At 45.5% G+C, this 12,651-nt stretch carries 16 protein-coding genes; 11 read left to right on the plus strand and 5 right to left on the minus strand.

The window, feature by feature from the left end; all coding sequences use genetic code 11:
* The first annotated feature begins 2 nt into the window (after positions 1-2).
* The 7 genes from NFR88_RS12070 to NFR88_RS12100 all read left to right on the plus strand — a co-directional run bounded on the left by NFR88_RS12070 (position 3) and on the right by NFR88_RS12100 (position 5,803).
* Positions 3-914 carry a nitronate monooxygenase gene (locus NFR88_RS12070; RefSeq protein ID WP_251616283.1) on the plus strand — a complete coding sequence of 304 codons (912 nt, stop codon included), beginning with the start codon at positions 3-5 and terminating at the stop codon, positions 912-914.
* The gene (locus NFR88_RS12075; RefSeq protein ID WP_251616287.1) at positions 898-1,929 is read left to right on the plus strand and encodes an NAD(P)H-dependent flavin oxidoreductase; all 1,032 of its coding nucleotides are present in this window, start codon (positions 898-900) and stop codon (positions 1,927-1,929) included. The genes NFR88_RS12070 and NFR88_RS12075 overlap by 17 nt, the downstream gene beginning before the upstream one ends.
* Entirely contained in the window at positions 1,926-2,867 is a 942-nt protein-coding gene (gene fabD, locus NFR88_RS12080) for an ACP S-malonyltransferase (protein ID WP_251616289.1), read from the plus strand. The genes NFR88_RS12075 and fabD overlap by 4 nt, the downstream gene beginning before the upstream one ends.
* Before the next feature lie 2 nt (positions 2,868-2,869).
* Complete coding sequence (gene fabG / locus NFR88_RS12085) at positions 2,870-3,604, plus strand: 3-oxoacyl-[acyl-carrier-protein] reductase (protein WP_465250588.1); 735 nt, start codon at positions 2,870-2,872, stop codon at positions 3,602-3,604.
* 13 nt (positions 3,605-3,617) lie between these two features.
* A complete protein-coding gene (gene fabF, locus NFR88_RS12090; RefSeq protein ID WP_251616290.1) occupies positions 3,618-4,853 on the plus strand; it encodes a beta-ketoacyl-ACP synthase II in 1,236 nt (411 codons plus the stop codon).
* Positions 4,853-5,281 carry a 3-hydroxyacyl-ACP dehydratase FabZ gene (fabZ, locus tag NFR88_RS12095; RefSeq protein ID WP_160202492.1) on the plus strand — a complete coding sequence of 143 codons (429 nt, stop codon included), beginning with the start codon at positions 4,853-4,855 and terminating at the stop codon, positions 5,279-5,281. Before fabF ends, fabZ begins: the two co-directional genes overlap by 1 nt.
* 78 nt (positions 5,282-5,359) lie before the next feature.
* A complete protein-coding gene (locus tag NFR88_RS12100; RefSeq protein ID WP_160202493.1) occupies positions 5,360-5,803 on the plus strand; it encodes a MarR family winged helix-turn-helix transcriptional regulator in 444 nt (147 codons plus the stop codon).
* A gap of 118 nt (positions 5,804-5,921) precedes the next feature.
* Here NFR88_RS12100 and NFR88_RS12105 read toward each other — a convergent pair whose 3' ends face one another.
* Positions 5,922-6,494 (minus strand): TetR/AcrR family transcriptional regulator, encoded by a 573-nt coding sequence (locus NFR88_RS12105; protein WP_160202494.1) that lies wholly within the window; start codon positions 6,492-6,494, stop codon positions 5,922-5,924.
* Positions 6,495-6,673: 179 nt separating this feature from the next.
* Between NFR88_RS12105 and NFR88_RS12110 the strand changes: the two genes are divergently transcribed.
* The gene (locus NFR88_RS12110) at positions 6,674-7,972 is read left to right on the plus strand and encodes an MATE family efflux transporter (RefSeq protein ID WP_251616293.1); all 1,299 of its coding nucleotides are present in this window, start codon (positions 6,674-6,676) and stop codon (positions 7,970-7,972) included.
* A 14-nt stretch (positions 7,973-7,986) separates the two neighbouring features.
* Here the strand turns inward: NFR88_RS12110 and NFR88_RS12115 are convergent, their stop codons facing one another.
* Positions 7,987-8,325, minus strand: coding sequence for a hypothetical protein (locus NFR88_RS12115; RefSeq protein WP_251616295.1), 339 nt, complete (start codon positions 8,323-8,325; stop codon positions 7,987-7,989).
* A gap of 83 nt (positions 8,326-8,408) precedes the next feature.
* Here NFR88_RS12115 and NFR88_RS12120 point away from each other — a divergent pair, with 83 nt between their 5' ends.
* Both NFR88_RS12120 and NFR88_RS12125 read left to right on the plus strand, forming a co-directional pair.
* Entirely contained in the window at positions 8,409-8,795 is a 387-nt protein-coding gene (locus tag NFR88_RS12120; RefSeq protein WP_161908976.1) for an HI0074 family nucleotidyltransferase substrate-binding subunit, read from the plus strand.
* Between the two features lie 30 nt (positions 8,796-8,825).
* On the plus strand, positions 8,826-9,257 hold the full coding sequence (locus tag NFR88_RS12125; RefSeq protein ID WP_338548162.1) for an aminopeptidase: 432 nt from the start codon (positions 8,826-8,828) through the stop codon (positions 9,255-9,257).
* A gap of 515 nt (positions 9,258-9,772) precedes the next feature.
* Here the strand turns inward: NFR88_RS12125 and NFR88_RS12130 are convergent.
* Positions 9,773-10,342: a flavin reductase family protein gene (locus NFR88_RS12130; RefSeq protein WP_371874471.1), complete on the minus strand. Its 570-nt coding sequence runs from the start codon at positions 10,340-10,342 to the stop codon at positions 9,773-9,775.
* Between the two features lie 118 nt (positions 10,343-10,460).
* Here NFR88_RS12130 and NFR88_RS12135 point away from each other — a divergent pair, with 118 nt between their 5' ends.
* Positions 10,461-10,790 (plus strand): winged helix-turn-helix transcriptional regulator, encoded by a 330-nt coding sequence (locus NFR88_RS12135; RefSeq protein ID WP_160202919.1) that lies wholly within the window; start codon positions 10,461-10,463, stop codon positions 10,788-10,790.
* A gap of 47 nt (positions 10,791-10,837) precedes the next feature.
* On the opposite strand, the gene NFR88_RS12140 is transcribed toward NFR88_RS12135, so the two are convergent.
* On the minus strand, positions 10,838-12,004 hold the full coding sequence (locus tag NFR88_RS12140) for an anti sigma factor C-terminal domain-containing protein (RefSeq protein ID WP_251616298.1): 1,167 nt from the start codon (positions 12,002-12,004) through the stop codon (positions 10,838-10,840).
* Positions 12,001-12,486 (minus strand): RNA polymerase sigma factor, encoded by a 486-nt coding sequence (locus NFR88_RS12145; protein WP_251616300.1) that lies wholly within the window; start codon positions 12,484-12,486, stop codon positions 12,001-12,003. The genes NFR88_RS12140 and NFR88_RS12145 overlap by 4 nt, the downstream gene beginning before the upstream one ends.
* Positions 12,487-12,651 lie beyond the last annotated feature (165 nt).

The following is a 12,651-nucleotide window of genomic DNA, read 5'->3' on the forward strand; positions in this document are numbered from 1 at the left end:
CTATGAAAATTAATGAACTTTTAAATATAGAATTTCCAATCTTCCAGGGCGGCATGGCTAATATTGCAAGCGGCGGATTTGCAGCTGCGGTCTCCAATGCCGGCGCGCTTGGGATTATCGGTGCCGGCGGCATGACGGCTGAAAATCTTAGAGAGCAGATTAGAATTTGCAAAAAAATGACTGACAGACCTTTTGGTGTCAACATCATGCTGATGAATCCGGAGGCGGATAAAATGGCGAAAATTGTCACTGAAGAATGTATTTCTGTGGTGACGACGGGAGCGGGGAACCCTGGAAAATATGTGGAAGAATGGAAAACTTCCGGAATTAAAGTTTTTCCTGTTGTATCATCGGTTGCGCTGGCAAAGAGGTTGGCATCTATCGGTGTTTCCGGCGTCATTGCAGAGGGATGCGAGAGCGGTGGTCACATTGGAGAACTGACCACTATGGCGCTGGTGCCGCAGGTTTGTGACAATGTGGATGTGCCGGTCATTGCAGCAGGCGGCATTGCAGGCGGCAGGCAGATGGCAGCAGCATTTACTCTGGGAGCCTGTGGCGTGCAGGTCGGCACATGTCTTCTGGCGAGCTGCGAGTGTCCCATTCATCAGAACTATAAAGAAGCCATTGTCAAGGCTGGCGATAATGCAACTATCGTTACTGGACGCAGTGCTGGTGCGCCGGTGCGCTGTCTGAAAAATCCTATGACTAGAGCGTATCTGAAGATGGAACAGAGCGGTGCAGACAAGATGGAACTGGAGAAATTTACACTGGGATCCCTGCGTAAAGCAGTACTGGAGGGCGATGTAAAAAACGGTTCATTGATGGCAGGTCAGGTCAGCGGTATGGTAAAAGAGATTCGTCCGCTGCGTCAAATTTTTGAAGAAATGGTAAAAGAATATGAAAACATTAGATAGATTGGCAGTACCGATCATTCAAGGCGGTATGGGCGTTGGTATCTCCATGGGAGGACTTGCTGGAGCGGTTGCAGCCTGCGGCGGTATGGGTGTCATTTCCACCGTGAATATTGGCTTTCGTGAAGCTGATTTCTGGAAAAGTCCGGAAAAAGCTAACAGAAGGGCTCTGCAGGCGGAGATAGCAAAAGCTCGGCAAATTGCAAAAGGGAAAGGTATCATCGCAGTCAATGCTATGGTAGCAACTACTGGATTTGCAGATCTAGTAAAGACTGCATGTAAAAGCGGAATTGATGCGGTAATCAGCGGAGCAGGGCTTCCTTTGTCCCTTCCCGAACTGACAAAGGGATTTGATGTGATGATTGCGCCCATCGTTTCCGGCGGTCGTGCAGCGAAAACGATTCTGTCTATGTGGCAAAAGCGGCATAATCGCAAAGCAGATTTTATTGTGGTAGAGGGAAGCAGAGCGGGAGGCCATCTGGGATTTACCAGAGAGGAAGCAGCTGGCAGTGCAAAACCGCTGCCACAGCTGATTTGTGAAGTGGTCCGGGAAGCTGGAGACATTCCGATCTTTGCAGCTGGCAGCATCTTTGACCGTACTGATATGCAGGAAGTGAAGTCGCAGGGTGCATCAGGAGTGCAGATCGCTACTCGTTTTATCGCAACCGAAGAATGCGATGCCAGCAGAGGCTTTAAAGATGTAATTGTACGCGCAAATGCAGAAGATGTGATGATTTTGCAAAGTCCTGTAGGCATGCCGGGGAGAGGTCTTAAAACGCCGCTGATGAAGCGAGTTGCAGCAGGAGAGCGGTTTGCGCCAAAGCAGTGCATCAGATGTATTCACAGTTGTGATCCGGCAAAAACGCCTTATTGCATCAATCAGGCTTTGATAAAAGGTTACTATGGAAATTATGAAGAAGGGCTGTTTTTCTGTGGCGACAATGTAGGCAGAATCAATGAGATGACTACGGTAAAAGCGCTGATGGAAGAGTTGGCAGCGGAATGGAGTCAGATATGAAGTTAGGAATTTTATTTGCAGGTCAGGGAAGTCAATCTGTAGGCATGGGCAAAGATTTTTACGAAAAGTCGGAGAAATTTCACGAGATTTTCGATATTCTGCCAAAAGAGCAAAGGGAAATTGCTTTTGAAGGACCTTTGGCGCAGCTTTCAGATACGAGAAATACCCAGCCTGTCATGGTTGCTTTTGCTGCGGGCGTGCTGGCAGAACTACTGCCTGCGCTGGAGGAGATCGGCATAAAACCGGTTATGGCGGCAGGGCTTTCGCTAGGCGAATACTCGGCACTGCACAGCGCAGGCGTCTTTGACGCGAAGACGGCTGTTGCCCTTGTGACAAAGCGGGCGAATGCCATGGCGAAGGCGGCAGAAGGTGTGGACTGTGCTATGAAAGCGGTGTTGGGTCTTGACAGAGAGCCTCTTGAACAGTGCTGCGAGAAGGCCTCGGTCAAAGGCAGCGTGCAGATTGCCAATTACAACTGCCCTGGACAGATTGTCATTGCAGGAGAGAAAGCGGCTGTTGAAGCGGCTGCAGAGTTGGCAGCAGCAGAGGGTGCCAAAAGATGTGTGGCGCTTCCTGTCAGCGGACCTTTTCATACTGCATTTATGGAACCGGCAGGGCTTGTACTCAAAGAAATTTTTGCAGAAACAGCCTTTGGAGAAATGCAGTTTCCTGTACTTTTTAATGCAGTTGGACGGGAGAAAAGACCCAGTGAGACCATCGGCGAGCTGCTGGTGAAACAGGTTTCTCACAGCGTATATTTTGAAGATTCTATTAAAGCCATGGCAAAAGCTGGCGTTGACACGATTCTGGAAATCGGACCTGGCAAAGCACTGTCCGGCTTTGTAAAGAAGACGGATCGGGGAATCAGGACCATGAATATTGAAACTTTTGAGGATCTGCAGAACGTGATTACAGAATTGAAGGGAGGCGCAGCATAATCGTGAAAGATAGAACAGCCATTGTAACCGGCGGGAGCCGTGGCATTGGAAGAGCCATTTGTGTAGAATTTGCAAAGAGGGGTGCAAACCTGCTTATCAATTATGCCGGAAACAGCAGCGCAGCCGAGGAAACTGCCGAACTGTGCAGAAATTTTGGCGTGCAGGCAGATCTTATTCAGGGAGATGTTGCAGAATGGGCAGCTTGTGAGAGAATCTCAGAAACTGCCATAAAGACCTTTGGACGCGTGGATATTTTAGTGAATAACGCTGGGATTACCAGAGATAATCTGCTCATGCGCATGAGCGAGGAAGATTTTGACGCAGTAATCAGAACCAATCTTAGAGGCAGCTTTCTGATGATGAAAGCGGTGAGCCGCCAGATGATGAAACAGCGTTATGGGCGCATTGTGAATCTGTCCAGTGTAGTAGGGCTTTTAGGCAATGCCGGTCAGGTCAACTATGCGGCAAGTAAAGGCGGGGTTGTCTCTATGACAAAATCTTTTGCCAAGGAAGTGGCCAGCAGGAATATTACCGTGAATGCTATCGCGCCGGGATTTATTGAAACAGATATGACGAAGGCCATGACGGAGGCAGCGATTGCATCGGCAGCCGCTGCAATTCCGGCAGGGCGTATGGGAAAACCGGAAGATGTGGCGCAGGCAGCAGCCTTTTTCGCATCAGAACAGGCTGCTTATGTGACCGGACAAGTGCTGGCAGTAGATGGCGGTATGTATTAATAAAGGAGAGACCATGAAGAGAAGAGTTGTAATCACTGGAATGGGAGCCGTATCTCCCATCGGAAATACAGTAGAGGAAATGTGGGCAAATGCTAGAAAAGGCACATGTGGCATAGCCTTTATCAAAGGCTTTGATACCGAAAATCACAAGGTAAAGGTAGCAGGGGAATTAAAGGGGTTTGATATTACCAATCACATGGATAAGATGGCAGCAAGACGCACTGCAAGGTTTACGCAGTTGGCGCTGGTTGCTGCAAGGGCAGCCATGAAGCAGGCAGGATTGGATATGAAACTGGAAAATCCATCTCGCTGTGGGGTCAATATCTCCAGCGGTATCGGGGGTCTTCCTACTATTGAAGAGGAGCACTACAAAGGGATGAAGCGGGGCTTCGACAAGGTATCGCCTCTCTTTGTGCCTATGGCAATCACTAATATGGCGGCAGGAATGGTCGCCATCGAACATGGATTTACAGGAAGCTGTACTTGCGTTGTAACAGCTTGTGCGTCTGCAACTAACGCGATTGGAGAGGCATTCAGGCAGATTCGAGATGGATATGCTGAAGTTTTTCTGACTGGAGGCAGTGAAAGCTGTATTAGTGAACTGGGAATCGGCGGCTTTACTTCGATGAAAGCGCTGTCTGAATCCTGTGATCCGAAGCGCGCTTCCATTCCTTTTGATAAAGAAAGAGATGGTTTTGTCATGGGAGAGGGTGCTGGCGTTCTTCTTTTGGAAGAGTATGAGCATGCAGTAGCAAGGGGGGCAGAAATTCTCTGCGAGATTGCAGGTTATGGCGTAAGCTGTGACGCCCATCATATGACAGCACCTTTGGAAGACGGCAGCGGCGCTGCAGCTTGCATGAAAGCAGCTATGGCAGATGGAGGTATTACGCCGGAGCAGGTAGTATATATTAATGCCCATGGCACATCAACACCGATGAACGACAAATGTGAGACTCTTGCGGTAAAATCTGCCTTTGGTGATGCAGCGTACAAGGTAAAGATGTCCTCTACGAAATCCATGACAGGTCACCTGCTGGGTGCATCTGGTGCAGTGGAAGCGATTTTGACAGTATCGGCACTTCGAGATCAATTTGCACCGCCGACTGTCGGCTATCAGGTGCCTGATGAAGCATGTGATCTGGACATCGTGGCAAATATTGGAAATGATATGGCGGGTGACTATGCTATGTCCAACTCTTTGGGTTTTGGCGGACACAATGGATCAATTCTGTTTCGGAGGATAAAATAATGGAACTGGACATCAGACAAATTCAGGAAATACTACCACACAGATATCCATTTTTGCTCATCGATCGGGTCACCGACATGGAGCAGGGAAAATGGGCTGAAGCAGTGAAATGTGTGACTGTAAACGAGCCGTTTTTTCAGGGGCATTTTCCGGGAAGACCGATCATGCCAGGGGTTTTGATTATGGAAGCACTGGCGCAGACCGGCGCAGTGGCAATTTTGTCAGAAGCGGAAAATCGAGGAAAACTGGTAGTATTTGGAGGTATTAAGAATTGCCGGTTCAAAAGACAGGTGGTTCCGGGAGATGTGCTTACACTTTACTGTGAGTTGACCGAACGGCGAGGACCCATCGGTTATGGCAAGGCCGTTGCAAAAGTAGATGGAGAAATCGCAGCGCAGGGCGAGTTGTCCTTTGTGATTACGCAGTAAAGCAAGGAGATAAACATTGCATTTATGCAAAGAATTTGTTAAAATATCAGCATAGCCATAAGAAGGAATGAATGCGAGATGCTTGAGAAAAATTTTTCTGATATCTATACAAAATTTAAGATGAGCCTCTATTCCAAGGTGTTCAATCAGGACATTAAGGTGGAGGATGCGCTTTCTGCCATGGAGGTGCTGTGTGTGGAACTGATTTACGCCATGGGAAGACCGACCATCAACGAGTTTGCGTCTTTTGCCCAGCTGTCGCCACCCAATGCCGCTTACAAAGTAGGCAGCCTGGTGAAAAAGGGCTATGTCAACAAAGTGAGAAGTGAGCAGGATAAGCGGGAGTACTATCTGGAAGTCACCGACAAGTATATGCAGACCTACGGTGTGACATATGATTATATCGGTACGGTGATGAAACGCATTCGGCAGCGTTTTTCGCCGGAGCAGGTTGCAGAACTGGAGGATATTCTGGGAATCATTGATGATGAACTGATGCCGGAAGTGAAGATACAGGAATAATATTGAGATATTTTAGAGTGGGCGGTCTTAAATCCGCCCATTTTTCTTTCCAAAATCCACTGAAGGGGCGGACTGCACGAAAGAGAGAACAGAAATGGTGGCTATGATTGTTAAATTGTCAGAACCTTGCAGGCAGTACAGCCAGAAACCAGAAGGCTATTTCTTCTGGCGTTTGTACAAGACCTTGGCGAAGCCACCACTGTACCATACCGATAAAACTGCAGGAAAGATGATGAATCAGCAAACCTTGCGGCATTTGCCGCAGGGTTTCTTTCTTTGTTTCAAGCTCCGGGAGCAGTGTTTCCTCGAAAAAACGGTACAGATATTCTCTGAAATAGCGGAGAAACAACTCGCCGCTTTCGCAGGAGAGAATGCCCATGATATTGCGCTTGTCGTCACGCAGATGGTATAGGAGATGGGTGACAAGTTCTGCGGCGCTGCCTGAAGATGCGGAAAAGTCATGGGTTTTCTCAGATGCCAGGTGGTCAGAAAATACGTGAGAAAATAAATCTGTGCAAAGTTCTTTTAGGAGATGATCTTTGGTCTCAAAGTGCGCGTAAAAGGTGCTGCGACCTACATTAGCTTTGTCAATAATTTCCTGTACTGTGATCTGATGAAATTGTTTTTCTGTTAGAAGTTGTGCCAGAGCATCGAAAATAGCGGCTCTGGTTTTTTGTTGTCTTCTGTCCATGGCTAGGATTTCCTCTCTGAAACTTGTGGTACCGTACAATTTCAGACAACTGTTCGATACGGTACAACTTGGCAGGTTTGATGCTTGCGTTTAGCTTAGGCAAGAATATAATAAAATTATAAAACAAATTGTTCTGTAACTTACAAAAAATATGTTAACAGAAGGAGGCAGGCTTGTCAATGAAACGCAGTATTTTTTACCTGGCGCTTCCCATTATCCTTGAAAATATCCTACAGACGCTTCTTGGCACGGTAGATGCGTTTTTTGCAGGAAAGCTGGCGGATGCTGCCATTGCGGGTATCAGTGTGACAAACTTGATTATGAATATTTTCATTTCTTTTTTTACAGCCGTCAGTATCGGCAGCACGGCAATGATTGCGCGGCGCTACGGGGAAAAGGAATTTGAGAAAGTGGCTTCTGCCATCGTGCATGCTCTTTGTACAGGGCTGGTTTTGGGCATTAGTACAGGCGGTGTTTGTCTTGTTTTTGGCAAAGAGATTCTAAAACTTACCGGCGCAGAGGGGGTAGTGCTGGATTGCGCAATGCCGTATTTTCTCATTGTGGCTGTGCCAGGCGTGCTTCTTTGTCTGCAGCAGATTTTATCCAGTTGTCTGCGTGCGATGCAGGATACGAAAACGCCCATGTATGTAACTGGCGCATCTAATCTTATCAATATTTTGTTAGATGTTCTATTTATCAAGGCAGGTCTGGGAATCTTTGGACTGGGACTTGCGACTACGATAGCAAGGGGCGCAGGGATGATTATACTGTTTCTGTGCCTGTGGAAAAAGAAACAGTACAGGCTTTGGCAGTATCCTTTGAAGCTGTGTTGCGGGGAATTTGGTGTTTTACTGAAAATCGGTGTTCCGGCGGGGCTGGAGAAGCTTATCATGCGCGTAGGACAGCTGGTTTACAATGGTATGATTCTGTCTATTGGAACGGCTTCTTATGTGGCGCACAATATAGCGGGCACGATTGAAAGTTACGCGTATATTCCTGCGATGGGATTTGGTCTTGCTATCTGCACGATCACAGGTGTTTCTTTGGGGGAAAAGAATATCGACAGGGCAAAGGAACAGGTCAGGGTAACGTACTGGATGTCCGCATGCACTATGGTGGTTATAGGTGCAATGTTCTACTTGTTTGCGCCGCAGCTGGCTTTGCATTTTACGAAAACACAGGCAGTACAAGAGATGGTGACAGATGTGCTTAGAATTATCGCATGGTTTCAGCCTTTTGCGGCTTTAGTTCAGGTGCTGACCGGGGCATTGCAGGGGGCAGGAGATACAAAATTCCCTATGTATGCTACCTTTTTTGGCATCTGGATACTGCGCATCGGTCTTGGCTATGTGCTGGCAGTGTCTTTTGGCATGGGTCTTTCCGGCGTATGGCTTGCATATGCGGCGGATTTGGTGGTGCGTGGACTGCTGCTGTTTATAAGATTTCGCTGCGGCAAATGGCAGGAGATTCGCATATAAATTGGAGTATTTACTTAACGGATTTCGTCTTCAATGCCGTCTTTATACAAGCCAAAGAAAAATACTTCAGCCATTTTTTTAAAAATTTCTCTTTCGGCGGATTCATCTAAGCCTTTATTCTGGCGATACTGATACGCGATATATTCCAGTGAGGAATACAAATAGGTGATTATGTCATCGTCAAAGGATTCCCGCAGGCGTCCTTTTGCACGGTCACTTCGTATGTAGGTGTACAGCAAATTCAGATACTTATCATGCTTTCTGCTCTTAAATACTAAATCGTGAAAGAGAGAAGGGGTAGTATCTATAATATCAAGAAGTAGCAGTCCGATAGGGGTGAAACTGTCTTTCATAGGAAATCAGTATAAAATATTCTTAAATGATGTGCTTTCAGAGAAACTGTGCAATGTTATTATGAGGGAGGGCAGAGCCATATATGAAAAAGTATGAGAATTTTTGCAAGGCATTAGAGAATTTGCAGGACGTTTTTCTTTATGAGCCGCCTTACAATAGTTTGGTGGTGGTTGGCTCGATAAAGCTTTACGAGATTTGCTTTGAATTAGCATGGAAAGCAATGAAAGAGATTCTTACCAATCAGGGCTTTGAAGATTGCCGCAGCGGATCGCCTAAGCAGGTTGTCAAGGTTGCATATAAGGCAGGATTAGTCACTGATGAGGAAGTTTGGCTCAGTGCACTGTCAGCCAAGAATAATGTATCCCATGCGTACAATGAAGCGGTAGCTTTGGATATTATTGATAAAACAAAAAATGTTTACTGTAGTATGTTCCGAGATTTAAAAGAACAAATGCAAAAATGGATTTAAAAATGCAGACTCCGAGGGAAAGATGAATTTCTGCCCAATCGGAATTTTTTCTACGAAAATGTTCGTTTTGAAATTGAAAATGGACGTATTGTCGATGCACAGGCTAATGATACGGCGCGCATTAACGAGTATTTGGACAGTGATGAAGGCGCACGATATTTCGGCGAGTTTGCTATCGGCGTAAATCCGTTTATTCTGGAGCCGATGAAGGACATTCTCTTTGACGAAAAAATCTGCGGCAGTATTCACTTAACGCCGGGAATGGCATATGAGGATGCAGATAACGGAAATCGTTCTTCCGTGCATTGGGATTTGGTGCTGATTCAAAGACCGGAGTACGGCGGCGGAGAAATCTGGTTTGATGATAGACTGGTTCGAAAGGACGGATTGTTTGTGGTAGAGGAACTGCTGGCGCTGAATCCGGGTGAACTGATAGGGCACAGCCACCCTTTTTCATGTTAAATTTGTAAGATGGATTGAAGTTGTGCAGATCACGCTAAATCAGCTTGATTCGCACAACTTTTAGGCTTTCTGGGCTGACGAAGTTGTGCAGGTAACCGCAAATCAGAATTACTTTGCACAACTTTCGAGTGTTGATTCGATATGAAGTTGTGCGGTTGACCCTGAATAAGATTGGTTTGCAAAACTTTAAGCGTCTCTTCAGAGGTAAAGTTTTGCAGCAGTTACGGAATTGATTTAATTTGCACAACTTTAAGATATGGATGGGAGACAAAGTTGTGCAAAAGATCTTCAAATTGATGAATCTGTATAACTTTAATAATTTCAGGGATAGCCTGCGAAGACGAAACGATTACTGGAAAATACTTTCTCCAGCTACTTTTTCATGAATCAAAATGGAGCTGCGTACTAATAATGATTTTCTGTTCATGCAGGCAGCTCCGTTTAAGTAGTTTCTTATTGCCAAGAACAAACAGGCTTCCGGGGATCCACCCGAAGCAAAGCTTCGAGGAAGGGGGTTATTTTTTAAGTGCAAGTCCGTCTTTGAAAGCCTCGCCGACTCTCTCGGTTACTTTGTAATAACCGTGGGTATAAGGGTCGAAAGCGATAGCGTTTACCAAAGACATATCGATCTTACCGTCCACGAGGACTTTTTCATCGGCGGTGACATTTACGACTTTGCCAATTACGCCGCAGCCATATTCGTTGTTCTGATATTCGATGAACTCACATTCCAGACAGAGTGGAAATTCGTTGATAACAGGCGCATCTACTGTCTCAGCTTTGCTTGCAGTAAGTCCGCTGTTTTTAAACTTATCAGCAGTATCGTTGCCGGATACAACGCCGAAATAGTCAGCTTCTACAACATGTTCTGCATCGGCGATGCTGACAGTAAAAGCGCCTCTGGCTTTGATATCTTTTACTGTCTTATGACCTTCTGACAGGACAAGCGCTACATTTCCGCGCTCCTGCATAGTACCCCAGGCAGCATTCATGACATTGACACTGCCATCTTCATTGTAAGCTGCTACCATTAAAACCGGCATTGGGAAAATGCCTTCTGTTATATTCAGTTTTTTTCTCATCATCGTCACCTCATTTTTTGAATTGACAGGATTTGTGCCTGTATATATAATTATATTGATTAATTTAAAAAATACAAGTACTGTCTTTTTTGAAATGTACTAGCGTAAAGGAAAGCATAAAATGATAAAAAATTATATTGAAAAAGCAAATTTTGAAGATACAGGATTTAGTTATACTCTGTCGCTGATTTCCGGCAAGCACAAGATGGTCATTCTTTATTGCCTGATGGAATTTGAGATTGTGAGATTTAATGAGCTGAAGCGATATCTGAAACATATTTCGGACAAAACCCTCAGCACCAATCTGAAAGAACTGGAACGTGATCGACTGATTGTCAGAACAGAGTATCCACAAATTCCGCCGAAAGTTGAGTACCGATTAAGTGAAAGAGGAGAATCCCTGATGAGGGTTTTAGATCAGTTGTGTGTTTGGGGAGAAGCGAATAGATAAAGAAAAACGCTTCGGGTAAAGATCTGCCCAAAGCGTTTTTATATGGCTTAAATCAGCTCTTCCGCGCTGATTTGAAAGACCTCATTTGACTTTTCAATTTGTTCTGCCTGCTCTTTGTTTACCAACGTGACGAAGCCGTAGATTCTGAGACCGTTTTCTTCAACATAGTCGGCAGCTGCAGACAGTTCTTCTGGATATATCTCTAACATTTTACAGAACGCTTCTCTAGATGCAAGGTAACGAAGTTGACTGGTAAAGTGAGACCGCACGGTGCTTTCTTTATCTATATCTATGCCTTTGTCCGTGTCGAAGAACAGGTTCGGATAGGCGTCTTTGTCCCAACCCATAGCTGCACCGTATAGGAAATCGTAATAAAAACCTAGATTTTGTGGAGGGCCAGATGCACGTGTGCACGGCGCACACCATAGAAGCCCCGGAATTTCCTCCTTCTTTGTCCACGCAATGAAGTCTTCGTAAGGCATTTGCCGATTCAGCGTGACAAAGACGACGTATTTGTCTGCTGGGTTCATGGAGACGGTAAGATAATCGACAGGATCTGTCAGTTCTGAAAGTGGTTGATCTGTCACATAGGAATCTCTGGTTTCAGAAAGAATTTCGCTCCAGCCGAAGATATTCATATGTGGCCTGCGTAGAACATTATTGTTATAAAGGGTTAGGCGCCCTTTTTCGATTTTTCCAGAGATGTCAGAGAAACGTCCGTTGTAGGAGACACTTTGTGCGATATTGATGTCGTAGTTACCATATCCCCGATCGGTCACGTTGACTACATTGCGGTAATAGCCGGGCAGCATCAGACTGGTGTAAATTGCCATATCCAATTCTATCTGCTTGGTAGTTCTGTATTCTTCCTCACCGATGATTTTTCCTGGATCGTAATAAAACAGGGATACAATGTGTGGCAGAGCGAACTGGATGAATAGTATCATAATCAGCGCCAGCACCAGTATGGTTACGCCCAGCTTTCGGAAGGCTTTTCTAATAGAACGATTGATGACCTTTACAAAATCCTCAGAGTCTGACAATGCTCTTTCTTGCGAAAAATCCTCTGGCAGGCTGATGTCAAACACTTCTTCGACTTCTAAAAGGTAGTCAGTGATGGCCTCCTGACGTTCAATATCGGTGCGAACTTTTTCCGCCTCTTGTTCTGCTAATTCGCCTTTTTTATATAATTCGAGTAGTTCACGATATCTCATTTTTCTTCCTCCATATGGGTTTTCAGTTCTTTTCTGGCTCGTACAGCTGCCATGCGCACAGCTGACGGAGTCATTGCCAGTACAGTGCCTATTTCCTTGTGGGATAGCTGGCCGAAGTACTGCATGATTAAAATTTCCCTCGATCTTGCGGAAAGCCGCTGCAGGTTTTTATAGAGCAGCTTGTACTGTTCCTGCTGCAAAATGATTTCCAGCGGCTCTGCGCTTTTTTTCGCTGCAGGGTCAGTTGTCATGTTCTCATACCTTCCTGCTTTTTTTATTGCATTATAGGTCAGGTTTCTTGCTACCAGGTAAAGCCAGGCACGCATATTGGTATGACCGTCTGGCAGAGCCAGAATGGCTTTTAAAAAAGTTTCCTGCAGCAGATCTTCCGCCGCATGCTTGTCTTTGCAGATGGAATAAATATACAGGTATAGCTCTCTCTCGTATTTGCGGTAAAGCTGCTCCAGCACCTTGCTGTCCATGACATTTGCGTACCTCCTTTCGGCAGTATTTTGTTCTCTTTACATATATAACAATTGTGCAGTGGAAATGCAACAAGAAATTGTCTCGTTTATTATTTGCCAAAATAAATTCTGCGTATCACTGGAATTTCAAATGGCAAAGACTTACATAGAATTTACTCTGAC

This window comes from Senimuribacter intestinalis, assembly GCF_943192965.1.
Classification (GTDB): Bacteria; Bacillota; Clostridia; order Peptostreptococcales; family Anaerovoracaceae; genus Senimuribacter; species Senimuribacter intestinalis.

Excerpts from the sequence above, each read along its gene's own strand:
- NFR88_RS12070 (WP_251616283.1), top strand. The coding sequence starts at position 3 with ATGAAAATTAATGAACTTTTAAATATAGAATTTCCAATCTTCCAGGGC.
- NFR88_RS12075 (WP_251616287.1), top strand. The coding sequence starts at position 898 with ATGAAAACATTAGATAGATTGGCAGTACCGATCATTCAAGGCGGTATG.
- fabD (WP_251616289.1), top strand. The coding sequence starts at position 1,926 with ATGAAGTTAGGAATTTTATTTGCAGGTCAGGGAAGTCAATCTGTAGGC.
- fabF (WP_251616290.1), top strand. The coding sequence starts at position 3,618 with ATGAAGAGAAGAGTTGTAATCACTGGAATGGGAGCCGTATCTCCCATC.
- fabZ (WP_160202492.1), top strand. The coding sequence starts at position 4,853 with ATGGAACTGGACATCAGACAAATTCAGGAAATACTACCACACAGATAT.
- NFR88_RS12100 (WP_160202493.1), top strand. The coding sequence starts at position 5,360 with ATGCTTGAGAAAAATTTTTCTGATATCTATACAAAATTTAAGATGAGC.
- NFR88_RS12105 (WP_160202494.1), bottom strand. The coding sequence starts at position 6,494 with ATGGACAGAAGACAACAAAAAACCAGAGCCGCTATTTTCGATGCTCTG.
- NFR88_RS12110 (WP_251616293.1), top strand. The coding sequence starts at position 6,674 with ATGAAACGCAGTATTTTTTACCTGGCGCTTCCCATTATCCTTGAAAAT.
- NFR88_RS12115 (WP_251616295.1), bottom strand. The coding sequence starts at position 8,325 with ATGAAAGACAGTTTCACCCCTATCGGACTGCTACTTCTTGATATTATA.
- NFR88_RS12120 (WP_161908976.1), top strand. The coding sequence starts at position 8,409 with ATGAAAAAGTATGAGAATTTTTGCAAGGCATTAGAGAATTTGCAGGAC.
- NFR88_RS12130 (WP_371874471.1), bottom strand. The coding sequence starts at position 10,342 with ATGATGAGAAAAAAACTGAATATAACAGAAGGCATTTTCCCAATGCCG.
- NFR88_RS12135 (WP_160202919.1), top strand. The coding sequence starts at position 10,461 with ATGATAAAAAATTATATTGAAAAAGCAAATTTTGAAGATACAGGATTT.
- NFR88_RS12140 (WP_251616298.1), bottom strand. The coding sequence starts at position 12,004 with ATGAGATATCGTGAACTACTCGAATTATATAAAAAAGGCGAATTAGCA.
- NFR88_RS12145 (WP_251616300.1), bottom strand. The coding sequence starts at position 12,486 with ATGGACAGCAAGGTGCTGGAGCAGCTTTACCGCAAATACGAGAGAGAG.